This is a genomic window from Burkholderia arboris (assembly GCF_038723655.1).
Classification (GTDB): Bacteria; Pseudomonadota; Gammaproteobacteria; order Burkholderiales; family Burkholderiaceae; genus Burkholderia; species Burkholderia arboris.
In genome coordinates this window covers 921994-945624 of sequence record NZ_CP109821.1, presented here as the reverse complement: position 1 = coordinate 945624, position 23631 = coordinate 921994, and the positions used below count along the sequence as shown (strand labels likewise).

The window sequence follows — 23631 nt, the reverse complement described above, 5'->3', positions numbered from 1 at the left end:
GAGCGGCCGGCTCGCAAGACCCCCGCACGCGGCGCTTTCAACGAACGCGGCATCTGCATTATTGTTCCGGTAGCATCCACGTTTTTCGCGTCCGTTACCCTCGTTTCCCGTTCGCCGCCGATGTCCGCCCCCGATTCGCACGCCCCGCTGTCCCGCCCCGCCGTCGCCAAGTCGTGGCGCGGCCGTCTCGAACTCGGCTTCGAACGGCACGGCGCGCGCACGACGCTCGCGCACCGGCTGCACGACGGCCCGCTGCGCGTGCAGCGGCCGCTGTATCCGGAAGGCGACGCGATCTGCCACGCGGTGATCGTCCACCCGCCGGGCGGTGTCGCGGGCGGCGACCGGCTCGACATCGACATTGCGCTCGGCGACGGCACGCATGCGGTGCTGACGACGCCCGGCGCGACCAAGTGGTACAAGTCGAACGGCCTCGACGCGACGCAGCGCATCGGCATCACGGTCGGCCGTGACGCGAAGCTCGACTGGCTGCCGCAGAACAACCTGTTCTTCGATGCGGCGCACGCAGCGCTCGATTTCACGGTGACCCTCGGCACGGGCGCGAGCGCAATCGGCTGGGACGCGACGCAGCTCGGCCGGCAGGCCGCCGGCGAAACCTGGTCGGCAGGCCGCATCGCTTCGGCTTCGGCGCTCGTCGATGCCGACGGCCGGCCGCTCTGGACCGAGCGCGCGCTGCTCGATGCACGCGATCCGCTGCGCGGCGCACTGCAGGGCCTCACCGGCTTTCCCGCATACGGCACGCTGTGGGCCGCCGGCGCCGCGTGCGACGCCGCGCTGGCCGAAGCGCTCGCCGCCCGGATGCCGTTCGACGACACGCTGCGCGCGGGCGCGACCTGCGTGACACCGGGCGTCGTGCTCGTGCGCGCGCTGGCGACGTCGATGGAAGCGCTGCAGCGTCACTTCACCGGCTGCTGGCTGCAATTGCGGCCGATCGTGCACGGCGTCGACGCACGACCGCTGCGTCTCTGGCAAACCTGAGCACGCCCGCGCCGCGCACCGTTTCGGCGCAGCACCGCATCGGACGCTGCACGCTACCCATGCACGACGCACCACGAACGCGCATCACACCGTGCCCGATGCACATGGCACGCGCCTTGCTGCTTACATAACCGATACACAACGCACGCAAAACAGCGCGGTGCTACGATGACCCGCGCGTTCGCCCGGTTGCATGCGCCCCGATAAAAATTACGTTTTCCTGAACGTTTGCCTTCATGAAACTGACTCCCCGCGAGAAGGACAAGCTGCTGATCTTCACAGCGGCGCTGCTGGCCGAACGCCGTCGCGCGCGCGGCCTGAAGCTCAACTATCCGGAGGCGGTCGCCTTCATCACCGCCGCGCTGATGGAAGCCGCGCGCGACGGCAAGACGGTCGCCGAGGTGATGCACTACGGCACGACGCTGCTCACGCGCGACGACGTGATGGACGGCGTGCCGGAGATGATTCCCGACATCCAGGTCGAAGCGACCTTCCCCGACGGCACGAAGCTCGTGACCGTCCATCACCCGATTCCGTGAGGCACGCATGATCCCCGGCGAAATCCTCACCGACGACGGCGAACACGAACTGAACGCGGGCCGCGCAACGCTCACGCTCGTCGTCGCGAACACCGGCGACCGCCCGGTGCAGGTCGGCTCGCACTACCACTTCTTCGAAGTCAACGATGCGCTGTCGTTCGACCGCGCGGCCGCACGCGGCTTCCGGCTCAACATCGCGGCCGGCACGGCCGTGCGCTTCGAGCCGGGCCAGACGCGCACCGTCGAGCTCGTCGCGCTCGCGGGCGCGCGCGCCGTCTACGGTTTTCAGGGCAAGGTGATGGGGCCGCTGTAAGCGGCGCCCCGCTCTTCAGGAACAGCACGACATGACACTACGCTTGAGCCGCCGCGCGTACGCGGAAATGTTCGGGCCGACGACGGGCGACCGCGTCCGGCTCGCCGACACCGAACTGCTGATCGAGATCGAACGCGACTTCACGACCTACGGCGAGGAAGTGAAATTCGGCGGCGGGAAAGTGATCCGCGACGGGATGGGCCAGTCGCAGCGCGTGGCCGCCGACGTGCCCGACACGGTCATCACGAACGCGGTGATCCTCGATCACTGGGGCATCGTGAAGGCCGACATCGCGCTCAAGCACGGCCGCATCGCCGCGATCGGCAAGGCCGGCAACCCCGACATCCAGCCGGGCGTGACGATCGCGATCGGCGCGGCCACCGAAGTGATCGCCGGCGAAGGGCTGATCGTGACAGCGGGCGGGATCGACACGCACATTCACTTCATCAGCCCGCAGCAGATCGACGAGGCGCTCGCGTCCGGCGTCACGACGATGCTCGGCGGCGGCACGGGGCCGGCCACCGGCACCAACGCGACGACCTGCACGCCGGGCCCGTGGCACATGGAGCGGATGCTGCAGGCCGCCGACGGCTGGCCGATCAATCTCGGCTTCCTCGGCAAGGGCAATGCGAGCCTGCCGGAACCGCTCGTCGAGCAGATCGCGGCCGGCGCGATCGGGCTGAAGCTGCACGAAGACTGGGGCACGACGCCCGCCGCGATCGACAACTGCCTGTCGGTCGCCGACGACACCGACACGCAGGTCGCGATCCATACCGACACGCTGAACGAAGGCGGCTTCGTCGAATCGACGGTCGCCGCGTTCAAGGGCCGCACGATCCACACGTACCACACCGAAGGTGCGGGCGGCGGCCATGCGCCCGACATCCTGAAGGTGTGCGGCGAGTCGAACGTGCTGCCGTCGTCGACCAACCCGACGCGCCCGTACACGATCAACACGCTCGACGAGCATCTCGACATGCTGATGGTGTGCCATCACCTCGATCCGTCGATCGCCGAGGATCTCGCGTTCGCCGAATCGCGGATCCGCCGCGAGACGATCGCGGCCGAGGACATCCTGCACGATCTCGGCGCGCTGTCGATGCTGTCGTCCGATTCGCAGGCGATGGGCCGCGTCGGCGAAGTGATCATCCGCACGTGGCAGACCGCGCACAAGATGAAGGTGCAGCGCGGTGCGCTCCCGGAAGACAACCCGCGCAACGACAACTTCCGCGCGAAGCGCTACGTCGCGAAGTACACGATCAACCCGGCGCTCACGCACGGCATCGCGCACGAAGTCGGCTCGATCGAGCCCGGCAAGTGGGCCGATCTCGTGCTGTGGGAGCCTGCGTTCTTCGGGATCAAGCCGTCGATGATCCTGAAGGGCGGCATGATCGCGATGGCGCAGATGGGCGACCCGAATGCGTCGATCCCGACGCCGCAGCCGGTTCACTATCGCGAGATGTTCGCGACGCGCGGCGGTGCGCTCGCCCGCACGTCGCTGACCTTCGTGTCGCAGATGGCGGCCGATGCAGGCATCGCGGAGCGCTACGGCCTCGCGAAGCGGATCGTGCCCGTGCGCAACTGCCGCACCGTGACGAAGGCCGACATGATCCACAACGCGTGGCGCCCGTCGATCAGCGTCGATCCCGAAACCTACGACGTGATCGCCGACGGCCAGTTGCTCACCTGCGAACCGGCGACGGTGCTGCCGATGGCGCAGCGCTATTTCCTGTTCTGATTTCCGGCTCCCGATTTCATGCGCACCCTCGACAAACGCATTGCCCCGAACGTGAAGCTCGCCGCGTCGCTCGTCGCACGCGCGCCGACGCTCACGCTCGCCTATGACGCCCGCTGCAAGAGCCGCCTCGCGGCGACGCTCGACACCGGCGAGGACGTCGCGGTCCTGCTGCCGCGCGGCACCGTGCTGCGCGACGGCGACGTGCTCGTCGCCGACGACGGCGCGCTCGTGCGCGTCGCCGCCGCGCCCGAGACCGTGCTGCTCGTGCGCGCGGCCGATCCGCTCACGCTGATGCGCGCCGCGTACCATCTCGGCAACCGCCACACGCCGGTCGAGATCGGCGACGGCTACCTGAAGCTCGAAGCCGATCCGGTGCTCGCCGACATGCTGCGCCGGCTCGGCACGCAGGTCGAAGAAGCGCACGCGCCGTTCCAGCCGGAAGCCGGCGCGTATGGCGGCGGCCACAAGCACGGGCATGACGCGACGTTCGCCGAGGATTACGCGCTCGCGCAGCAGGTATTCGGCGACCATCACGGCCACTCGCATTCGCACGATCACGATCACGATCATCAGCATGGTTCCGGATGCACGCACGGCCACGGCCATGACCACCACTGAACTCGTCGCGCTGCTGCACCTCGCGTCGCCGGCACTGCCGATCGGTGCGTACAGCTATTCGCAGGGCCTTGAAGCCGCGCTCGACGCGAACCTGATCCACGACGCCGATTCCGCGCGCGACTGGATCGCCAGCGGCCTGACCGATGTGCTTGCGCACGGCGAGTTGCCGTTTCTCGCGCACCAGCTCGCACGCTGGCACGCGCACGACACGTCCGCGCTTGCCGCCGAAAACGCCTGGTTCATCGCGAGCCGCGAATCGGCCGAACTGCGCCGCGAAACCGAACAGATGGGCTGGTCGCTCGCGCAGCTGTGCGCCTCGCTCGAATGGGGCGATGCCGCGCGCCGCGCGACGCTCGCGTCGATCTCGCCGGTCGCGCTGCCGACCGCATTCGCCTACGCGGCCGCCATGCACGATGCCAGCGCCGACGCGACGCTCGCCGCGTACGCATTCGGCTGGGTCGAGAACCAGACGTCCGCCGCGCTGAAGGCCGTGCCGCTCGGCCAGCTCGCCGGGCAGCGCATCATCGTCGCGCTGCGCGGCGCGATCGACGCGGCCGTGCGCCGCGCGCTCGCGACGCCGCCCGACGCCATCAACACGTTCGCGCCGCAGCTCGGCATCCTGTCCGCGCGGCACGAAACCCAGTACTCGCGGTTGTTCCGCTCCTGAACCCCATCGCCCGACCATGAACGCACCTGCCCCCTCCTCCGCCCGCCGCACGAAGAAACTGCCGCCGCTGCGCGTCGGCATCGGCGGCCCCGTCGGCTCCGGCAAGACCACGCTGCTCGAAATGCTGTGCAAGGCGATGCGCGACCGGTACGACCTCGTCGCGATCACGAACGACATCTACACGAAGGAAGACCAGCGGCTGCTGACGGTGGCCGGCGCGCTGCCCGAAGAACGCATCATGGGCGTCGAGACGGGCGGCTGCCCGCACACGGCGATCCGCGAGGATGCCTCGATCAACCTCGAAGCCGTCGACCGGATGCTGGCGCGCTTTCCGGACGCCGACATCGTGTTCATCGAATCGGGCGGCGACAATCTCGCGGCAACCTTCAGCCCCGAGCTGTCGGACCTGACGATCTACGTGATCGACGTCGCGGGCGGCGAGAAGATTCCGCGCAAGGGCGGCCCCGGCATCACGAAGTCCGACCTGCTCGTGATCAACAAGACCGACCTCGCCCCGCTGGTCGGTGCGAACCTCGACGTGATGGCGTCCGACACGCGGAAGATGCGCGGCGAGCGGCCTTACGTGATGACGAACCTGAAGGCGCTCGAAGGCGTCGCGGACGTGATCGCATTCATCGAGAAGAAGGGATTGCTGACGGTCTGAGCGGCGTGGCGGCGGCACACGTCGCCGCCGCGCATGGGCGGCATTGCGCCGCCCGCCGTCTATTCGTCGTCGGACGTGTCCTGCGCGTCCTGCAGCATGCGCTCGCCGCGTTCGGCAGGCGGCAGCAGCGCCGCGAGCACGTCGACCGTGCGCGCGGTCGCGCCGCGGTGACGCGATGCGAAGGCCGCACCGGCCGCCCCCATCGCGATACGCCGCGCCTTGTCGGCAAACAGCGCGTCGAGCACGTGCGCGAGATCGAGCGGATCCGCAACCTGCATCGCCGCGCCGGCCGCGACCGCGTCGGCGGTCGCCTGCGTGAAGTTGAACACGTGCGGGCCGATCAGCACCGGCACGCCGACCGCGCACGCTTCGATCAGGTTCTGGCCGCCGAGCGGCAGCAGGCTGCCGCCGATGAATGCGATGTCGGCGGCCGCGTAATACGCGCCGAGTTCGCCCATCGAATCGCCGAGCAGCACCGTCACGTCGTCCGGCAGCGGTTCGGCGGCCGGCTGGCCGGCCGCGAGCGCGGCCGCGTCGGCGGCCCACACCGAGCGGCGCACTGACTTGAGCCCGCCGCGCGCGACGAGCGCCTCGACTTCGGCGAAACGCTGCGGATGACGCGGCACGAGCACCAGCAGCGCGCCGGGCGTGCGCATTTCCGCGAACGCCTGCAGCACCAGCGCTTCTTCGTTCTCGCGCGTGCTGGCGGCCACCCACACGGGCCGCGTGCCGATCGCGTCGCGCCACGCATGGCCGCGCGCCGCGAGTTCCGGCGGCGTCGTCATGTCGAACTTCAGGTTGCCGAGCACGGTCACGTTGCGCGCGCCGAGCGACGTGAGCCGCTCCGCATCGGCCGGGCTCTGCGCGAGCACGCGCGAGAACCCGCCGAACACGTCGCGCGTCGCCGCGCCGAACTTCGCCGCGCGCCGGAACGAACGCGCGGACATCCGTGCATTGGTCAGCACGAGCGGCACATCCGCGCGACGGCATTCGTCGATCAGCGTCGGCCACACCTCGGTTTCCATCACGAGGCCGAGCGTCGGCCGCCAGGCACGCAGGAAGCGCCGCACCGCACCCGGCATGTCGTACGGCAGGTAGCAGCGCAGCACGCGATCGCCGAAGATCTGTTCGCCGGTCGCGCGGCCGCTCGGCGTCATGTGCGTGAGCAGGATGCGCGCATCGGGGCGCGCGTGCATCAGCGCGTCGATCAGCGGCTGCGCGGCGCGTGTCTCGCCGACCGACACCGCATGCACCCAGATCAGCGGCGTGCGGTCGTCGCGCGAGCGGCCGGTCACGTGGCCGAAGCGTTCGCCGATGTGTTCGCGATAGCCGCGCTCCTTGCGCGAGCGCACGTAGAGCCGGATGACCGCGGCCGGCGCGACGAGCCACCACAGCGCGCGATAGATCACCCTCAGCATGCCGCGGCCCTCGTGTTGCGTCGAAGCAGGGGCGCGCTCAAACCAGCGCCCTGCCCTTCAGGCGCTCGAGAATGCCGAGCGGCGCGCATTCGCGGCGGACCATCGCATCGACCGGCAGGAAGAACGTCTGTTCGAGCATGAACTGGCCCGACATCACAGCGTGCGAAGTCTGATCCGAGAAACATATCCACACGCAACCGGGCGGAAACGGCATCGTCTCCTGCGGGCTCGTCTTCTGGTAGTCGAGATCGGCCTTCATGCTGTCGTGCAGGTTCAGCATCAGGTGGTCGTACGCGCTGCGCGGCGACTTCGTCACGTGCAGCAGGTTCAGCAGCCACGCGGCGCCCGGCAGTTGCGGCTTGATCGACGGCAGGAAGCGCTTCGCAACGTCCTCGAACGGCTCGCCGACACGCCATACGCGCGGCACGCCGGCCGGGTTCACGTTCGTGAACACGCGCAGGATCCGCTCGCCGTAATTCGGCCGCGACGGGAACGCGTCGACGTGCAGCCGGCTGTCGTCCTTGCGCCACGACGTCTGGCGCGTCTCGACCTGCATCAGCCGCAGGCTCGTCGGCGCGACGCGCAGCTTGCCGCGGTATTCGGGAAAGAGGCCGTCGACGAGCGAGCCGGCCTGCTGCTGGAAGCGCGCGACGAGCGCGCGCACGGCCGATTGCGTGACGCTGTCGCCGAGCACGCCGGCGAGCGCGCCGCCGTTCGGCGCGAGGCTGATGTTCTTGCGTTTCGGATCGGCGAGCGCCGGATCGAGCAACGCTTCCTCGCCGCCTTCGATCGCGAAGCGCAGATGCGGGAAATACAGCACCTTGCCTTCCTCGACCGCGGCGAGCAGTTGCTCGCGCGGCGCCGACAGGTTGTGTCCGCTCCAGTCGGCGGACGGGACTTCGATGATCTGGGATTCGCTCATGATCGGTTCGCGTGAGTGACAGCGTTACAGGAGACCGAAGCCCGCGAGCGCCGACTTCACCTGCGCGATCGACGGGGGCTGCCCCGCCGTGCCGAGATTGACGACGTTCGGCGACCAGTAGCCGCCGGTCCGCCAGGCCGTCGCGAAATTGTACAGTTCGACCGTCGGACGCTTCAGCGCGGCCGCGATGTGAACCAGACCTGTATCAACCCCGACGGTCGCGGCCGCGCCGTCGATCAGACCGACCACGGCCGGCAGCGACAGCTTCGGCGGCACGATCGCCGCCGCACCGAACTCCTTCGCGAGCCGCTCGCTGGTCGCGCGCTCCGCGTCGTTGCCCCACGGCAGCACGAGCGATGCGCCGCGCCGCACGAGTGCCTGGCCGAGCTCGATCCACGCGGCGTCCGGCCACTGCTTGTCGGCGCGCGACGTCGCATGGACGAACACGACGTACGGCACCGGCAGGTTCAGGCCGAGCGCGGCCACCGCGAGTGCCGCCGCGCGCGTGTCGAGGCCGAAGTCGACCGGATCGGCCGGCGTCGGCGCCGGGTCGCCCAGCGCCGCCGCGACGAGCTGCCGCGAGCGCTCGACGACGTGCGTGCGCGGCGCGATCGGCACGCGCTTGCGATAGAAGAAGCGCACCGGCCATTCATAGCCGGCGCCGTCGGTACGGTTGCCGAGCCCGACGAGCGGGCCGCGCGCCCAGCTTGCGACCCAGGCCGTCTTGATGAGGCCCTGGCAGTCGATCACGAGGTCGTACTGCTCGGCCGCGAGGCGCCGGCGGAACGCGCGGATCTCGCGCCACGTGGCGCCCGCAAGCGGCTTCTTGCGCCAGCGGCGCAGCGAGAACGGCAGCACGTTGCGCACGCCGTCGACGAGCTTGACCAGGTCGACGAAGCTTTCCTCGACGAGCCAGTCGATCTGCGCATCGGGGTGGCGGCGCCGGATATCGGCGATCACCGGCATGTTGTGCACGACGTCGCCCAGCGACGACACGCGCACGATCAGGATCTTTTGCACGCTGAAAAAACGCCGGCTGGCAGCCGGCGACAAGCATAAAGGGGGGATTTTATCTCGCCCGGCGGCCCGGACAGACAAAAAGCGGCCGCACGCCCGTGGCATGCGCCGCTTTTCGGGAGGATCGCGGCCGATGACCCGGCCGCGGCGCCGCCGGCGGCCCGCAGGCCGCCGGCGCTCAGAACGGCAGCTTGACGTCCGGCTTCGCGGCCGTCAGCACACGGCGGAAGTCTTCCTGGATGCGCTTGAGCCCTTCCTTCGTCTCGGATTCGAAGCGCATCACGACGACCGGCGTGGTGTTCGACGAACGCGCGAGGCCGAAGCCGTCCGGGTACTCGACGCGCAGGCCGTCGATCGTCACGACTTCCTCGGCGCCGTCGAACTTCGCCTCTTTCTGCAGCTTGTCGATCAGGCGGAAGTTCTCGCCCTCGTCGAGCCACAGCTGCAGCTCGGGCGTGCTCATCGCGTCCGGCAGCCCGTTGAGCAGCGCGCTCGGGTCGGCCGTCTTCGTGAGGATCTCGAGCAGGCGCGCCCCCGTGTAGAGGCCGTCGTCGAAGCCGTACCAGCGATCCTTGAAGAACACGTGGCCGCTCATTTCACCGGCGAGCGGCGCACCCGTCTCGCGCAGCTTCGCCTTCACGAGCGAGTGGCCCGTCTTCCACATCAGCGGCTCGCCGCCCTTCGACTTGATCCACTGCGCGAGGTGGCGCGTGCACTTCACGTCGTAAATGATCTGCGCGCCCGGGTTGCGCGACAGCACCTCTTCCGCGAACAGCATCAGCTGGCGGTCCGGATAGATGATCTGGCCGTCCTTCGTGACGACGCCGAGGCGGTCGCCGTCGCCGTCGAACGCGAAGCCGAGCTCGGCATCGGTGTCCTTCAGCGCCTGGATCACGTCCTGCAGGTTTTCCGGGTGCGCGGGATCGGGGTGGTGGTTCGGGAACGTGCCGTCGATGTCGGTGAAGCGCTCGACGAGTTCGCAGCCGAGCGCCTTGAACAGGCGCGTCGCGAGCGGGCCGGCGACGCCGTTGCCGGCGTCGACGACGAGCTTCAGCGGCCGCGCGAGCTTCACGTCGCCGACGATGCGCGCGATGTACTGATCGGCGACGTCGATCTCCTCATAGGTGCCGCTGCCCGACTCGAAGCGCTCGTCGACAATGCGGCGGTACAGCGCCTGGATCTGCTCGCCGTAGATCGCGGCGCCGCGCAGCACCATCTTGAAGCCGTTGTAGTCGGGCGGGTTGTGGCTGCCCGTGACGACGATGCACGAATCGACGCGGCGCTCGCCGCCCTTCAGCGCCAGCGGCACGTTCGCCGCGAAATAACCGACCGGCGTGGGCACCATCCCGACGTCGACGACGTCGACGCCCGCCGCACGCAGGCCGTCGGCCAGCGCACCGACGAGTTCCGGCCCGGACAGACGGCCGTCGCGCGCGACGACGACCGCGTCGCCGCCCTGTGCACGCACTTCGCTGCCGAATGCCCGGCCGATCCCGCGCGCGGTGTCGACGTCGAGTGTCTTGCCGACCACGCCACGAATGTCATATGCCTTGAAGATGGATTGGGAGATCATCGATTCACTTCTCTCTCAGTTGCGTGCATGGAAAATTGTCAGGCCTGCGTGGCTGCCTCTCGCCGGTGCCGCGCATGATACATGCCTGCCGGCGGAACACGGAGCGGAACGGCTGGAGCGGCCGCGATCCCACTTATAATCGCGGGTTTTGATGACGCGCATGTCGCCCATTTTAATGCCTAGCCGTCCCGCCGCCGCCAACCCGCAGCCTCCGGCCGCCCCCCGCGCGTGCCGCCCCGGCGCATGCTGAAGCGCTTCGGCAACCCGGACGTCGCGAAGGCCGTCGCGAACCTCGTCTGGCTGGGGCTCGAACGGCTCACGCAGATCGGCGTCGCGATCGCGATCAGCGGCCTGCTGGCCCGTTATTTCGGGCCAGATGTGTTCGGCAAATGGCAGTATGCGAATACGCTTCTCCTGGTACTGGCGCCGCTCACCTGGGTGTGCGGCGCGGAAATCCTCGTCCCGACCATCGTCCAGCGCCCGCCCGCCCAGCTCGGCGCGGTGCTCGGCAGCGCGTTCGCGCTGCGCATCGCCGTGTCGGCCGCCGCGCTCGCCGCGACCTGGATTGCGATCGCCGCGGGCGCGTTCGACCCGCTGGTCGGCGCGATGCTCGCGGGCCTGGCGGTCACGATGGTGTTCCGCGAACCGTTCGTCGGCGTGATCAACGCGTGGCTGCAGAGCATGACCTACAGCAAGCCGCAGCTCGTCGCCAGCATGATCACCGCGCTCGCCAAGGCGCTGCTCGTGTGGCTGCTGGTCCGCGCGGCGGCCGGCCCCGCACGCTTCGCGTGGCTGTGGGCGCTCGAGGCCGCCGCAATCGGCTTCGCGCTGCTGCTGTACTACCGGCATCGCAACGGCGGCACGCTCGGCTGGACGCTCGACAAGCCGTTGTTCCGGCACTTTGCGACGGCCGGCACCGTGTTCTGGCTCGGCCTCATCTGCATGTACCTGTTCCTGAAGCTCGACCGCCTGATGCTCGAGCGTCACGTGTCGTTCGCCGATCTCGGCCGCTATTCGGCCGCGCAGCAGCTCAACGAGAACTGGATCACGCTCGCGCTGATGCTCGCGCAGACGATCGCGCCCGCCTTCGTCTACCGCGTGCAGGACGTCGCGCGGCTGCGCCGCAACATCGTCCGGCTGATCGCGATGACGGCCTGCCTGATGACGGCCGGCGCGCTCGTGCTCGACGCGGCCGCCCCGCTGATCGTCGGCAAGGTGTTCGGCCACGGCTACGAGGCATCGGTCGACATCTTCCGCTGGGCCGTCTGGCTGTCCGTGCCGGCCGGCATCGAGGCGATAGGCAATCTTATCGTTCTCAAATATCAAGCAAAATTCGTGTTGCTGTCGAAATGGCTGCTCGCGCTGGCGATCGCCGCGCTCGTCAACCTGTTCGCGATCCCGCGGCTCGGCCTGTACGGCGCGCTCGTCGGGCTGGCGGCCGGCTACCTGGCCGCCGCCGCCGTCAACTTTTATTACATCCGTTTCAAGCTGCGAACATGACGTCCCCTGATTGCCCGCCCCCGCTCGACGACGTGGCCGTGCTGATGCCGGCCTACAACGGGCACGACGACGTCGTCCGGACCCTCGCGTCGTTTCGCGAGGATGCGCCCGTCCACGTGCTGATCGTCGACGATGGCAGCACGCCGCCGATCGTCGCGCCCGACCTGCCGGGCCTGTCGATCGACGTGCTGCGCATGCCGCAGAACGGCGGCATCGAACGCGCGCTCGCGGCCGGCATCGACGCGCTCGCGGCCCGCGGCTTCCGCTATGCGGCACGCATCGATGCCGGCGACCTTTCCGCGCCGCAGCGCCTCGCGAAGGAGCGCGCGTTTCTCGGCGCCCACCTGAACGTGGCCTGCGTCGGCATGTGGACGCAGGTCGTGTCGCGTGCCGGCGAGCCGCGCTTCATGCTGACGCCGCCCGCCGATCCGCGCACGCTGCGCCGCACGCGCTTCCTGCGCTCGCCGCTCGTGCATCCGTCGGTCATGCTGCGCATCGACGCCGTGCGCGAAGTGGGCAACTATCGCGCGAAATACCGTGCGGCCGAGGATCTCGATCTTTTTTTGCGGTTAATGCAACGCTACGATTGCGCGAACCTGCCGGAACTCGGCCTGTATTACGAGCTTAACGAGGGCGGGATCAGCGCGACCAAACGCCGGCGCCAGCTGGTATCGACGCTCACGCTGCTGCTGCGCCACTTCAACGCGCTGAACCCGTACGACTGGGCCGGCCTCGCCAAGAACCTGCTGCATTTCGTGACGCCGTACCGTACGCTGCAGCGGATCAAGCAGACGCTGTTCGCCGCGCGGCCGTCCGCCTGACGCGTTTCCGGCATTTTCGACGCTTTATTTTTTCTTTTTTTCATGTCCGCCACCTCCCCGCTGCGCATTGCGCTCGTCTGCAACACGGCCTGGGCGATCCATACCTATCGCCACGGGCTGATCCGTGCGCTCGTCGCGCGCGGCGCCGAGGTCGTCGTGATCGCGCCGCACGACCGCACGGTGCCCTTGCTCGAGCAGATGGGCTGCCGCTACGTGGCGCTCGCGGTCGCGTCGAAGGGCACGAGCCCGCGCGAGGATCTCGGCACGCTCGCCGCGCTGGCGCGCCATTACCGCGCGCTGAAGCCCGATCTCGTGTTCCATTACACGATCAAGCCGAACATCTACGGCTCGGTTGCCGCGTGGCTCGCGCGCGTGCCGTCGATCGCGGTGACGACGGGCCTCGGCTACGTGTTCATCCAGAAGAGCCGCGCGGCGAGCGTCGCGAAGCGCCTGTACCGGTTCGCGTTCCGCTTCCCGCGCGAAGTGTGGTTCCTGAACCGCGACGATCTCGCGACCTTCACCGACGAGCAGTTGCTCGCGCACCCCGATCGCGCGCGGCTGCTGCACGGCGAAGGCGTCGATCTCGAACAGTTCTCGCCGGTGCCGCTGCCCGCCGGCGACGCCCCCGTCTTCATCCTGATCGGCCGGCTGCTGTGGGACAAGGGCGTGCGCGAATACGTCGAGGCCGCGCGCCTCGTGCGGGCCCGCGTCCCGGACGCGCGCTTCCGGCTGCTCGGGCCGCTCGGCGTCGACAATCCGAGCGCGATCGGCCGCGCGGATGTCGACGCGTGGGTCCGCGAAGGCGTCATCGAATATCTCGGCGAGGCGCACGACGTACGCCCGCACATCGCGGCGGCCGACTGCGTCGTGCTGCCGTCGTATCGCGAAGGCGTGCCGCGCACGCTGATGGAAGCGTCGGCGATGGGCCGCCCGATCGTCGCGACCGACGTGCCGGGCTGCCGCGACGTCGTCGCCGACGGCGAAACCGGCTTCCTGTGCCGCGTGCGCGACAGCGCAAGCCTCGCGGAGCAACTGCTCCGCATGATCGAACTCGGAACGGCCGGACGCGACGCGATGGGCGCACGCGGCCGGCAGAAGGTCACGGCGGAATTCGACGAACAGCAGGTCGTCGAACGCTACCGGCGTACCATCCATTCGTTAACCGGTATCACCCTCTGAAGGAGCGCATCAGCAATGACCGCTAAAGGCACCATCCTCGTCACCGGCGGAGCGGGCTATATCGGCTCGCATACGACCGTCGAGCTGCTCGGCAACGGCTACGACGTCGTGATCGTCGACAACCTCGTCAACAGCAAGTCCGAGTCCGTGCGGCGCATCACGCAGATCACGGGCAAGACGCCCGCGTTCCACCAGGTCGACGTGTGCGACGAAGCCGCGCTCGCGAAGGTGTTCGACGCGCACCCGATCACCGGCACGATTCACTTCGCGGCGCTCAAGGCCGTCGGCGAATCGGTCGAGAAGCCGCTCGAGTACTACCAGAACAACATCGGCGGCCTGCTCGCCGTGCTCAAGGTCATGCGCGAGCGCAACGTCAAGCAGTTCGTGTTCAGCTCGTCCGCGACCGTGTACGGCGTACCCGAGCGCTCGCCGATCGACGAATCGTTCCCGCTGTCCGCGACGAACCCGTACGGCCAGTCGAAGCTGATCGCCGAGCAGATCCTGCGCGATCTCGAAGTCTCGGACCCGACGTGGCGGATCGCCACGCTGCGCTATTTCAACCCGGTCGGCGCACATGCGAGCGGGCTGATCGGCGAGGATCCGGCCGGCATCCCGAACAACCTGATGCCGTATGTCGCGCAGGTCGCGGTCGGCAAGCTGGAAAAGCTGCGCGTGTTCGGCTCCGACTACCCGACGCCGGACGGCACGGGCGTACGCGACTACATCCACGTCGTCGATCTCGCGAAGGGGCACATCGCCGCGCTCGACGCGCTGACGAAGCGCGACGCGAGCTTCGTCGTGAACCTCGGCACCGGCCAGGGCTACAGCGTGCTGGAAGTCGTGCGCGCGTTCGAGAAGGCGTCGGGCCGCCCGGTGCCGTACGAGCTCGTCGCACGCCGCCCGGGCGACATCGGCGAGTGTTACGCGAACCCGCAGGCCGCGGCCGACATCATCGGCTGGCGTGCCGCGCTCGGTATTGAAGAAATGTGTGCCGACCACTGGCGATGGCAGGAGGGGAACCCGCGCGGTTTTGTATAATCCGCTGTCCATTTTTCGAGCGATCCCATGCTCAGCTTCGCGTCCGGCTTCATCGTCTCCCTGCTCGTCACGCTGTTCATCGTGCGCTACGCGCACCTTCACGAGAAATTCTCGATCGACAGCGACCTTGCCGGCGTGCAGAAATTCCACGTGCGGCCCGTGCCGCGGGTCGGGGGCATCGGGATCCTCGCAGGCGTCGTCGCGTCGGCGCTGCTGCTCACGGAACGCTACCCGACGATTACCGGCAGCATTCTCGGCATCGTGGCCTGCGGGATGCCGGCGTTCCTGTCCGGCCTCGTCGAGGACCTGACCAAACGCGTGTCGCCGCGCGCGCGGCTGCTCTGCACGATGGGCGCGGCCGCGCTTGCATTCTGGCTGATGAACATCGCGGTCACGCGCATCAGCGTGCCGCCGCTCGACTTCCTGCTCGGCTACGTCGCCATTTCGGCATTCGTCACCGTGCTCGCGGTCGCGGCGCTCGCGAATGCGATCAACATCATCGACGGCTTCAACGGCCTCGCGTCGATGGTCAGCTTCATGATGTTCGCGTCGCTCGCGTACGTGGCGTTCCAGGTCCGCGACCCGGTCGTGATGTCCGCGTCGATCATCATGATGGGCGCCGTACTCGGCTTCTTCCTGTGGAATTTCCCGGCCGGGCTGATCTTCCTCGGCGACGGCGGCGCGTATTTCATCGGCTTCATGCTCGCGGAACTCGCGATCATGCTCGTGATGCGCAACCGCGAGGTATCGGCGTGGTACCCCGTGCTGCTGTTCATGTATCCGATCTTCGAGACCTGCTTCTCGATCTACCGGAAGAAATTCATCCGCGGCATGTCGCCCGGCATTCCGGACGGCGTGCACCTGCACATGCTCGTGTACAAGCGGCTGATGCGCTGGGCCGTCGGCACGAAGCACGCGCACGACCTGACGCGCCGCAATTCGCTGACGTCGCCGTACCTGTGGCTGCTGTGCCTCGTCGCGGTGATCCCGGCGACGCTGTTCTGGCGGCACACCGTGCACCTGTTCGTGTTCGTCGTGCTGTTCGCGCTGACCTACGTGTGGCTGTACATCAGCATCGTGCGGTTCCGCGCGCCGCGGTGGATGGTGGTGCGCAAGCACCGGCACAGCCGCTGAACGCCCGGGCCGCTCACGGCCCGGCATGAAAAAAGCGCCCCGCGGGGCGCTTTTCTTTTGGGCGAAACGGCGGCCGCGGGTGGCCGCGCCGCCGCGGCACGGCCGTCAGCGGTTCGACGCGACCCGCACGCTCTTCAGGGCCGGCACGGTGGCCGTCTGATACTCGGGCACCCAGCGCCGCAGGTCGCGCCGCACTTCGTCGTCAGGCAGCACGCGATGCTGCATCAGCCACGGCAGCAGCTCGTCGAGGAAATTGTCCGGCGTTTCGCGCGCACGTGCGATCCGCAGCTTCGGATGCGGCGTGCGCGTCGTCGCCTCGTCGTCCGCGAGCAATTCCTCGTAGAGCTTCTCGCCCGGCCGCAGCCCGGTGAACTCGATGCGGATCTGTTCTTCCGAGAAACCGTACAGGCGGATCAGGTCGCACGCGAGATCGACGATCTTCACCGGTTCGCCCATGTCGAGAATGAAGATCTCGCCGCCATGCCCCATGCTCGATGCCTGCAGCACGAGCTGCGACGCTTCCGGGATCGTCATGAAGAAGCGCGTGATCTCCGGGTGCGTGACCGTCACCGGGCCGCCCTTCGCGATCTGCTGCTGGAACTTCGGAATCACGCTGCCGGCGCTGCCGAGCACGTTGCCGAAGCGCACCGTCTCGAACTGCGTGCGCCCGCTCGTCTGCTGCAACGCCTGGCAGGCCATTTCGGCCAGGCGCTTGCTCGCGCCCATCACGTTGGTCGGATTGACGGCCTTGTCGGTCGAGATCAGCACGAAGTGACGCACGTCGTGGCGGATCGCCGCACGGGCCACGCGATAGGTGCCGAGCACGTTGTTGCGCAGCGCCTGCCACGCGTTGTGCTCCTCCATCAGCGGCACGTGCTTGTAGGCGGCCGCGTGGAACACGATGTGCGGTGCGTGACGCGACATCACCTGGTCGAGCAGCAGCGAATCCTTCGCATCGCCGATGATCGGCAGGACCGGCAGATCGGGGAAGCGCTCGCGCAGCTCCTCGGTCAGCCGGTACATCGCGTATTCGGACAGGTCGAACGCGACGAGTTGCGCCGGCGCGAAGCGCAGGATCTGCCGGCACAGCTCGGAGCCGATCGAGCCACCCGCGCCCGTCACCATCACGACACGGCCGCGCAGCAGCGCCTCGACGTGCGGCGTGTCGATCGTCACGGCGTCGCGGCCGAGCAGATCCTCGAGATCGATGTTCCGCACCTGCGACAGGAAGCCCTGCCCCGGCATCAGCGCGGTCAGCGAAGGCAGCACCATCGCCTTCACGCCGGCCCGCACGCACAGCGTCGCGACGCGGCGCTGCACCTCGACCGACGCCGACGGAATCGCGATGATCGCGTATTCGACCTTCATCGCGTCGGTCCAGTGCTTGAGGTCGTTGAACGAGCCCAGCACCTTGTAACCGTAGACCTCCCGGCCCTGCTTGGTGACGTCGTCATCGAGCAGACCGACGAGACGCCACTCGCCGGAGCGCGACAGTTCGCGCGCGAGGCTCGCGCCGGCCGTGCCCGCGCCGAGCACCAGCACCGGCTTGCCCTTCCCGACGAGCCCGCCGTACAGGTAATACTCCTTGGTCGCGCGATACAGCGCGCGCGCGCCGCCCATCGCCAGGAACAGCATCAGCGGCGACACGAGCAGCACCGAGCGCGGAATGATCGGCACCGGCTGGAACATTACCGCGCCGATCATCACGATCACGCCGCCGCCGCCCACTGCCTTCGCAATGCGCATCAGGTCGGGCAGGCTCGCAAACACCCACAGCCCGCGATACAGGCCGAACACGTGGAACATCAGCGCGTACACGGGCAGCACCCACGTCAGCGCCATCAGCGCGCCGCCGAGGAAATCGGGCGGAACGCTACCGTTGAAGCGGACGAGATAGGCGAACAGCCAGGCGGCAAGTACCGCCAGCAGGTCGAACAGGAAAGCACTCAGTGACAGCCAAGATGCTTTGGATCGCAACATCGGCGGGAGACCTCAAGATTTGTTTTCGGTGACCGTACCGACCCGGCGCCAGCGCGCGTCGATCGCGCAGCCAATACACGCCAGCACGCCATACCAGGCGGCCAACAGCCCCCACTGCTGCATGGCCGGGCGGTCCAATGCCCACAGGCCTGTGATTATGCCCGCGAGCATCACGAGGTACCAGTAAATGGCGGTGCGCCGATGGCCCGTGCCGGAGCGCACCATTCGCTGATAGTAATGCTCCCGGTGCGCCTGCCAGAACTTTTCCCCGCGTAACAAACGTCTCGCAAGTGTTACAGATGCATCGGCAATAAAGGGCGAGAACACCATCGCCGGAAACCAGATCGGCCAGACCCCGCCGCGCCAGCCCCAGTAGCCGAGCGCGCCCGCCATGAACCCGAGCGGAATCGAGCCCGCGTCGCCGAGAAACAGCTTCGCCGGATGGAAATTCAGCAGCAGAAAGCCGAACGCGGCGCCCGCAATCGCCGCGCCGCCCACGACGAGATCCGGCGCCGGCTGCGCACCGGCCAGCGCGGCGGCCGCATAGGCGCCGAAGCCGAACAGCGCCATGCCGCCGGCGAGACCGTCCGCGCCGTCCATGAAGTTGTACAGATTGGTCAGCCAGATCATCCCGAAACCGACGCCGGCAAGGAGCCACCACGGCGCGGCGGCCGGATAGACGGCGATCAGCGCGACGACCGCGGCAAGGTGCGCGGCGAACCGGACCCGCGCCGGCAACCCGCGCCGGTCGTCGAGCTGCGACAGCGCGGCCAGCCCGGCGGCGGCCACCGCCACCAGCCACATCGACGGCGCAAGCCACAGGATCGCGATCACGGACACGGGCACGATGCCCCAGCCGCCGACGCGCGGGGTCGGCAGCGTATGCAGCGAACGGTCGTTCGGAATATCGGTCGCGAGTCGCCAGGCCAGCCCCGTGGCGAGCAGCGTCCGCAGAATGAGCGTCGAGGCGACGGCGGCGGCCAGAGCCACTCCGGTCGCCGTGAGCCACGTGGTAATCGCGGGATGCATATTGTCTATTTCTGTCTGTCGCGCGAACGATACCACGCGGCGGTCGCTTCGAGGCCCTGCCGCGTCGTATGGGGCGGTTGCCAGTCCAGCACGCGCTTCATGCGGCCGGCATCGAGCTGCAGGCTGCCGGTCAGGCGCTCGACGGCGGCGCTGCGGCCGGTCAGCCTGCCGAGTGCGCGCAGCAGCGCGACGGGTACCGGGAACAGCCGCGCCGGCCGGCCGAGCGCATCACCGACCATCCGCAGCAATCCGGCGACCGACGGCGCATCGTCGTCGGCGACATGAAAGCACTCGCCCGCGGCCCGCGGGTCGATCGCGCAGCGCAGCAGCGCGTCCGCGAGATTGTCGACGTAGACGAGGCTGCGACGCGCCGCTATTGCACCCAGCGGGAGCGGCAGCCCTCGCGACACCGCATCCATCATCCGCAGGAAGTTCGCGCGCACGCCGGGACCGTAGACGAGCGGCGGACGGACGACGACCACGTCGATACCCGCGCGCAACCCGAATTGCGCGAGCGCCTGTTCCGCGCGCCATTTCGAACGCCCATAGGGATCCAGCGGCGCAGGCACGGCGTCTTCCGCGAGCGGCACGCCGCGATCGCCCTCGCCGACCGCCTTGATGCTGCTGGCGAACACGAAGCGGCGGGCGCCGTGCGCGCGCGCCGCCTCGGCCACGCGCAGCGTCCCCGCAACGTTGGTCGCCTCGAATGCGGCATCCGGATCGGGCGACTCGTCGCGCATCACGTGAACGCGCGCAGCCAGGTGAATCACGCAGTCGGCTTCGAGATCGGCCGGCCACGCGTCGACCAGCCCGGCGAAATCCGGTGCATCGTGCACCCATTCGCGAACCCCGTCGACGCACCCGCCGGGACGGCGCACCAGCGCCGTGACCGTATGGCCCGCCGCGAGCGCCAGCCGGCAGACCGCGCGGCCGACGAAGCCGTTCGCGCCCGTCACGACGAGGCGGGTCACCAGAGCCTCCAGCCGAAGCGGTTGTAGAACTTGAACGCCGACGCCGCGAACATGCGGATGTGCGCGGACCCCTTGCGGGACGCGCCGCCGCCGTGGTGGATCACGCGCGCCAGCGGCACGTAGACGGTGCGCGCGCACTGGCCGGTCCGCAAGCTGAGGTCGTAATCCTCGAAGTACAGGAAATAGCGCGGATCGAAGCCCTGCAGGCGCGCGAGCACGTCGGTACGGAACAGCATGAAACAGCCGCTGACGATCGGCGGATCCCACACGACATCCGTTTCGTTGATGCGGTCGCGCATCTCGTAGCGGGCCAGCCGACGCTCGAACGGCGGGCGCAGGGCCGACGGCAGGAAGCCCCTGACCAGGAGATCCACCAGCGCCGGATAGCGGCGGCACAGATACTGGATCCGGCCCGAATCGTCGCCGATGCGCGGCGTCAGCAGGCCAGCTTCGGGATGCGTATCGAGAAACTCGAGTGCCTGCGCGAGCGCATCCTGCTCGAGGTCGATATCGGGGTTCAGGATCAGGTGATAACGGCTGCGCGCCGCTTCGATCGCGAGGTTGTGCCCGCGTCCGTAGCCGACGTTGCCGTGACCCGACAGCACGCCGTACCCGATGCCGGCCTGCTCGAACGCGGCGCGCTCCGCCGCGAGGTCCGGCAAGCCGCCGTTATCGACCACGCACACGCTGATCGCGCTGCCGCCGCGCACGGCCTGAAGGCGCGCACATGCCGCGCGGAGACTGGAGAACGTGCGCGCGAGAAGCGCCTCGTCCGGGTGGTACGTCACGATGGAAATCGACAGGACTTCGTCGACGGAATGCGGAGAGCGAAAGGATGCTTGCGGATGAGATGTCACGTGCTGACTATCGTTAACATTTGGCGCGAGGGGAATCCGCGAGTGTGCGCAGCCATGCCTGCACACGCAACCGGGATTGCCATTTGTAGCAATTATGCCGTGGCGGCGGGCGCCACGGGCATCCCGGCGGGAAAAAGGGCCGCAAGACAGGGGCTCGTTGCCCCGCTCCGGCCGGCGCCGCGCGGCGCCGAAACGCCAAATGCTTCTGTATATAATGCGTCACCTCGATACGCATCCCGCCAGCTGCACCCTATGTTTGATATTTCGGTGATTCTCAACGCTCACAATGAGGGCGGCATCATCAACCGGACGCTCCGGTCCCTGGCTGAAGCGTCAGACTTCGCAAGAGCCCGCGGTATCACCCTGGAAATTGTCGTCGTCCTCGATAACCCGAACGAAGCGACCCGCTCCGTCATCGCATCGGCTGACCTCTCCAGTTTCGACGGAGTCCAGACGATCGAGGTGTCGAACCGCTCGCTGGGTCTGAGCAGAAACTCCGGTTGCGAGATCGCGCAAGGCGAGTATTTCGCCACGGCCGATGCCGACGATCTCGTCTCGTTCAACTTCTTCGTCGAAGCACTGGCTGCGGCCAAGCGCTACGGCAACGATGCGCTGCTGTTCCCGCAGTACCTGATCGCATTCGGTTCGATGTACTTCATTACCGAATACGGCGAAGCGGACCTGATGCCGTTCCTGCTGGCGGACATCCATCCGTACGTGTCGCGCGTGTTCTTCCATCGCTCGACGTTCGAGCGCCTCAAGTACGTTCACTGCGACACGCAACGCGGCCACGCATTCGAGGACTGGCACTTCAATGCGAGCGCGATCGCGCTCGGGATGAAGGCGCACTACATCCCCGACTCCGTGCTTTACTATCGCCAGCGCCAGCAGAGCATCATGGCGGCCGCGCGCAACCAGAGCGTCGAGCTCGAAACACCGGATACCGACCTGTTCGACCCGGCCGTTTACCTGCGCGTGTTCGCGGACGACTATCGCGCGTATCGCGCCGGCGAACGCATGCTGCCGCCGTGGTACGACGTCAAGCAGAAGTTCCTCGGCAGCCGGCTGCTGTCCGACATGACCGAGGCAGCCAACCGGATCGACCCGGCCGTCGACACGCTGTCGCTGCGGCACGGCAGCCAGACGAGCGCGATGTGGTCGACGCCCGAGCCGTCCGCGGTCTACTACGAGATGTGCGAGGCCATTCGCGACGCCGGCCCGATCACGGACGTGTTCCTGATCCCGTTCCTGCCCGCCGGCGGCGCGGAGCGCTACATCCTCGACGTGATGAACGGCCTGCTGGCATGCGGCGCGTCGAAGCGCATCCTCGTGCTGTCCGGCGAGCCGATGGAGAAGCACGCGTGGCTGTCGCGGCTGCCCGACGCGGCGATCTTCGTCGACATCGCGGTGCTCGGCCAGAAGCTCGACGACCGCCAGCGCGATCGCATCACCGCGCGCCTGATTCGCGCCGCGGCACCCGATGCCCGGCTGCACGTTCGCGCATGCGTGTTTTCCCACCGCATGCTGAGCCGTCATTTCGCGCAGTTCAGCGGGCGTGACGTCACGTACTACCGGTTCTGCGACACGCGCGTCTACGAAAACGACGTATCGATCATCTCCGGCGGCGCAGTCGAGTTCCTGACGAACAACATCCAGCACATCACGCGAATCGTCACCGACAACGGCCAAACGGTCGTCGACGACGAATTCATCTTCGGCGCCAGCGCGTCCCGCTGGAACAACCTTCCCGCGCTGCTGCACGGCGTCAAGGAACCGACGCTCCACGCGACGCCGCGCCGCCGCCTGCTGTGGGCATCGCGGCTGGATGGCCAGAAGCGGCCGCAACTGGCCGTCGCGCTGTCGAAGTACTTCGCGCAGAGCGGCACCGGCATCACGCTCGACCTGTACGGCGGCATTACGCCGGGGTTCGAAGTCGACCTGGCCGGCGCGAGCTACAAGGGGCCGTTTTCGGCGTTCGCGGATCTTCCGCTGCACGAGTACGACGCGCTCGTCTATACGTCGTGGTTCGACGGATTGCCGAACGTCATTCTCGAAGCGATGGGCTCGGGGCTCCCGGTCATCGCGCCGAACATCGGCGGTATCGGCGAAGCCGTGCTCGACGGCGAGACCGGCCTCCTCATCGAGGCATCGAACGACCTCGACGAAGCCGTCGACGCGTATCGCGAAGCCATCGAGCGCCTGTACGCCCAACCCGGTCTGCTCGGCGCGCTGTCGAAGCGCGCGTCCGACTACGTTCACGACAAGCACGGCGACGCACAGTACGTCGCGAACATTCAGCGGATATTCGGTATGAATGCCTCCCATCAAGAGTCCCACCCGCCTGCCCAGGCGCCTGCCGGCCAAGCCGCGTCATCCGCGGAAAACCAGGAAGAACTGCGTCGCCTGAGGCGCGAGCTCGCGGACGCACGCGCAAAGCTGCTCGTCCACGCTCGCGAAGCCGACGTCCTCCGCAGCGAGTCGGTCGAACTGCGGCAATACGCGAACCAGTGGGTCGCGTTTCAGCGCGCGCGCATTTTCATCGTCTATCGCGCGTATCTGCGCCTGCACCGGATTCCGGTGCTGGGCCCGCTGCTGCGGGCAATCATGCGGCCGTTCACGTGGAAGTAACCACGGCCCGGCACCGCGCCGGGCAAACC

The 23631-nt window shown here is 68.1% G+C and carries 21 protein-coding genes; 13 read left to right on the top strand and 8 right to left on the bottom strand.

Annotated features, from left to right (window positions below):
• Positions 1–120: 120 nt before the first annotated feature.
• The 7 genes from OHZ10_RS04430 (at position 121) to ureG (ending at position 5535) form a co-directional block, all read left to right on the top strand.
• Positions 121–996 carry an urease accessory protein UreD gene (locus tag OHZ10_RS04430; RefSeq protein WP_342703747.1) on the top strand — a complete coding sequence of 292 codons (876 nt, stop codon included), beginning with the start codon at positions 121–123 and terminating at the stop codon, positions 994–996.
• A 236-nt stretch (positions 997–1232) separates the two neighbouring features.
• Complete coding sequence (ureA, locus tag OHZ10_RS04425; RefSeq protein ID WP_006406310.1) at positions 1233–1535, top strand: urease subunit gamma; 303 nt, start codon at positions 1233–1235, stop codon at positions 1533–1535.
• Between the two features lie 7 nt (positions 1536–1542).
• Positions 1543–1848 (top strand): urease subunit beta, encoded by a 306-nt coding sequence (locus OHZ10_RS04420; protein ID WP_034187295.1) that lies wholly within the window; start codon positions 1543–1545, stop codon positions 1846–1848.
• 31 nt (positions 1849–1879) lie between these two features.
• A complete protein-coding gene (gene ureC / locus OHZ10_RS04415; protein WP_059235730.1) occupies positions 1880–3586 on the top strand; it encodes an urease subunit alpha in 1707 nt (568 codons plus the stop codon).
• A gap of 18 nt (positions 3587–3604) precedes the next feature.
• Positions 3605–4204, top strand: coding sequence for an urease accessory protein UreE (gene ureE, locus OHZ10_RS04410; protein ID WP_059235731.1), 600 nt, complete (start codon positions 3605–3607; stop codon positions 4202–4204).
• On the top strand, positions 4191–4871 hold the full coding sequence (locus OHZ10_RS04405; RefSeq protein WP_059235733.1) for an urease accessory protein UreF: 681 nt from the start codon (positions 4191–4193) through the stop codon (positions 4869–4871). The genes ureE and OHZ10_RS04405 overlap by 14 nt, the downstream gene beginning before the upstream one ends.
• A 16-nt stretch (positions 4872–4887) precedes the next feature.
• Positions 4888–5535 carry an urease accessory protein UreG gene (gene ureG / locus OHZ10_RS04400; protein ID WP_059235735.1) on the top strand — a complete coding sequence of 216 codons (648 nt, stop codon included), beginning with the start codon at positions 4888–4890 and terminating at the stop codon, positions 5533–5535.
• Between the two features lie 59 nt (positions 5536–5594).
• On the opposite strand, the gene waaA is transcribed toward ureG, so the two are convergent.
• The 4 genes from waaA to OHZ10_RS04380 form a co-directional block, all read right to left on the bottom strand.
• The gene (gene waaA, locus OHZ10_RS04395) at positions 5595–6953 is read right to left on the bottom strand and encodes a lipid IV(A) 3-deoxy-D-manno-octulosonic acid transferase (RefSeq protein ID WP_059235737.1); all 1359 of its coding nucleotides are present in this window, start codon (positions 6951–6953) and stop codon (positions 5595–5597) included.
• A 37-nt stretch (positions 6954–6990) separates the two neighbouring features.
• Positions 6991–7875, bottom strand: a complete 885-nt coding sequence (locus tag OHZ10_RS04390; protein ID WP_342703742.1) for a Kdo hydroxylase family protein — start codon at positions 7873–7875, stop codon at positions 6991–6993.
• Between the two features lie 24 nt (positions 7876–7899).
• The gene (gene waaC, locus OHZ10_RS04385; RefSeq protein WP_342703741.1) at positions 7900–8895 is read right to left on the bottom strand and encodes a lipopolysaccharide heptosyltransferase I; all 996 of its coding nucleotides are present in this window, start codon (positions 8893–8895) and stop codon (positions 7900–7902) included.
• A 175-nt stretch (positions 8896–9070) separates the two neighbouring features.
• Positions 9071–10465 carry a phosphomannomutase/phosphoglucomutase gene (locus tag OHZ10_RS04380; protein WP_256085640.1) on the bottom strand — a complete coding sequence of 465 codons (1395 nt, stop codon included), beginning with the start codon at positions 10463–10465 and terminating at the stop codon, positions 9071–9073.
• Between the two features lie 243 nt (positions 10466–10708).
• On the opposite strand from OHZ10_RS04380, the gene OHZ10_RS04375 reads away from it, so the two are divergent.
• From OHZ10_RS04375 to OHZ10_RS04355, 5 genes are read left to right on the top strand one after another with little or no spacing between them, the layout of a single operon-like run.
• Entirely contained in the window at positions 10709–11965 is a 1257-nt protein-coding gene (locus tag OHZ10_RS04375; RefSeq protein WP_059235743.1) for a lipopolysaccharide biosynthesis protein, read from the top strand.
• Positions 11962–12786: a glycosyltransferase gene (locus OHZ10_RS04370; protein WP_342703739.1), complete on the top strand. Its 825-nt coding sequence runs from the start codon at positions 11962–11964 to the stop codon at positions 12784–12786. Before OHZ10_RS04375 ends, OHZ10_RS04370 begins: the two co-directional genes overlap by 4 nt.
• Positions 12787–12828: 42 nt before the next feature.
• The gene (locus tag OHZ10_RS04365; protein ID WP_342703738.1) at positions 12829–13965 is read left to right on the top strand and encodes a glycosyltransferase family 4 protein; all 1137 of its coding nucleotides are present in this window, start codon (positions 12829–12831) and stop codon (positions 13963–13965) included.
• 15 nt (positions 13966–13980) lie between these two features.
• Positions 13981–15003, top strand: coding sequence for a UDP-glucose 4-epimerase GalE (gene galE / locus OHZ10_RS04360; RefSeq protein WP_059235750.1), 1023 nt, complete (start codon positions 13981–13983; stop codon positions 15001–15003).
• A gap of 27 nt (positions 15004–15030) precedes the next feature.
• A complete protein-coding gene (locus OHZ10_RS04355; protein WP_342703736.1) occupies positions 15031–16137 on the top strand; it encodes a glycosyltransferase in 1107 nt (368 codons plus the stop codon).
• Positions 16138–16242: 105 nt separating this feature from the next.
• On the opposite strand, the gene OHZ10_RS04350 is transcribed toward OHZ10_RS04355, so the two are convergent.
• The 4 genes from OHZ10_RS04350 to OHZ10_RS04335 are packed head-to-tail and all read right to left on the bottom strand — an operon-like array spanning position 16243 to position 20905.
• Positions 16243–18117: a polysaccharide biosynthesis protein gene (locus tag OHZ10_RS04350; protein WP_059235754.1), complete on the bottom strand. Its 1875-nt coding sequence runs from the start codon at positions 18115–18117 to the stop codon at positions 16243–16245.
• 12 nt (positions 18118–18129) lie between these two features.
• Complete coding sequence (locus OHZ10_RS04345; RefSeq protein ID WP_059235757.1) at positions 18130–19146, bottom strand: MraY family glycosyltransferase; 1017 nt, start codon at positions 19144–19146, stop codon at positions 18130–18132.
• 5 nt (positions 19147–19151) lie between these two features.
• Positions 19152–20117, bottom strand: coding sequence for an SDR family oxidoreductase (locus OHZ10_RS04340; protein WP_340623863.1), 966 nt, complete (start codon positions 20115–20117; stop codon positions 19152–19154).
• Positions 20114–20905: a glycosyltransferase family 2 protein gene (locus OHZ10_RS04335; RefSeq protein WP_233464356.1), complete on the bottom strand. Its 792-nt coding sequence runs from the start codon at positions 20903–20905 to the stop codon at positions 20114–20116. The genes OHZ10_RS04340 and OHZ10_RS04335 overlap by 4 nt, the downstream gene beginning before the upstream one ends.
• 123 nt (positions 20906–21028) lie before the next feature.
• Here OHZ10_RS04335 and OHZ10_RS04330 point away from each other — a divergent pair, with 123 nt between their 5' ends.
• On the top strand, positions 21029–23602 hold the full coding sequence (locus tag OHZ10_RS04330; RefSeq protein ID WP_342703732.1) for a glycosyltransferase: 2574 nt from the start codon (positions 21029–21031) through the stop codon (positions 23600–23602).
• The last annotated feature ends 29 nt before the right edge of the window (positions 23603–23631 follow it).

Excerpts from the sequence above, each read along its gene's own strand:
- OHZ10_RS04430 (WP_342703747.1), top strand. The coding sequence starts at position 121 with ATGTCCGCCCCCGATTCGCACGCCCCGCTGTCCCGCCCCGCCGTCGCC.
- ureA (WP_006406310.1), top strand. The coding sequence starts at position 1,233 with ATGAAACTGACTCCCCGCGAGAAGGACAAGCTGCTGATCTTCACAGCG.
- OHZ10_RS04420 (WP_034187295.1), top strand. The coding sequence starts at position 1,543 with ATGATCCCCGGCGAAATCCTCACCGACGACGGCGAACACGAACTGAAC.
- ureC (WP_059235730.1), top strand. The coding sequence starts at position 1,880 with ATGACACTACGCTTGAGCCGCCGCGCGTACGCGGAAATGTTCGGGCCG.
- ureE (WP_059235731.1), top strand. The coding sequence starts at position 3,605 with ATGCGCACCCTCGACAAACGCATTGCCCCGAACGTGAAGCTCGCCGCG.
- OHZ10_RS04405 (WP_059235733.1), top strand. The coding sequence starts at position 4,191 with ATGACCACCACTGAACTCGTCGCGCTGCTGCACCTCGCGTCGCCGGCA.
- ureG (WP_059235735.1), top strand. The coding sequence starts at position 4,888 with ATGAACGCACCTGCCCCCTCCTCCGCCCGCCGCACGAAGAAACTGCCG.
- waaA (WP_059235737.1), bottom strand. The coding sequence starts at position 6,953 with ATGCTGAGGGTGATCTATCGCGCGCTGTGGTGGCTCGTCGCGCCGGCC.
- OHZ10_RS04390 (WP_342703742.1), bottom strand. The coding sequence starts at position 7,875 with ATGAGCGAATCCCAGATCATCGAAGTCCCGTCCGCCGACTGGAGCGGA.
- OHZ10_RS04380 (WP_256085640.1), bottom strand. The coding sequence starts at position 10,465 with ATGATCTCCCAATCCATCTTCAAGGCATATGACATTCGTGGCGTGGTC.
- OHZ10_RS04375 (WP_059235743.1), top strand. The coding sequence starts at position 10,709 with ATGCTGAAGCGCTTCGGCAACCCGGACGTCGCGAAGGCCGTCGCGAAC.
- OHZ10_RS04370 (WP_342703739.1), top strand. The coding sequence starts at position 11,962 with ATGACGTCCCCTGATTGCCCGCCCCCGCTCGACGACGTGGCCGTGCTG.
- OHZ10_RS04365 (WP_342703738.1), top strand. The coding sequence starts at position 12,829 with ATGTCCGCCACCTCCCCGCTGCGCATTGCGCTCGTCTGCAACACGGCC.
- galE (WP_059235750.1), top strand. The coding sequence starts at position 13,981 with ATGACCGCTAAAGGCACCATCCTCGTCACCGGCGGAGCGGGCTATATC.
- OHZ10_RS04355 (WP_342703736.1), top strand. The coding sequence starts at position 15,031 with ATGCTCAGCTTCGCGTCCGGCTTCATCGTCTCCCTGCTCGTCACGCTG.
- OHZ10_RS04350 (WP_059235754.1), bottom strand. The coding sequence starts at position 18,117 with ATGTTGCGATCCAAAGCATCTTGGCTGTCACTGAGTGCTTTCCTGTTC.
- OHZ10_RS04345 (WP_059235757.1), bottom strand. The coding sequence starts at position 19,146 with ATGCATCCCGCGATTACCACGTGGCTCACGGCGACCGGAGTGGCTCTG.
- OHZ10_RS04330 (WP_342703732.1), top strand. The coding sequence starts at position 21,029 with ATGCCTGCACACGCAACCGGGATTGCCATTTGTAGCAATTATGCCGTG.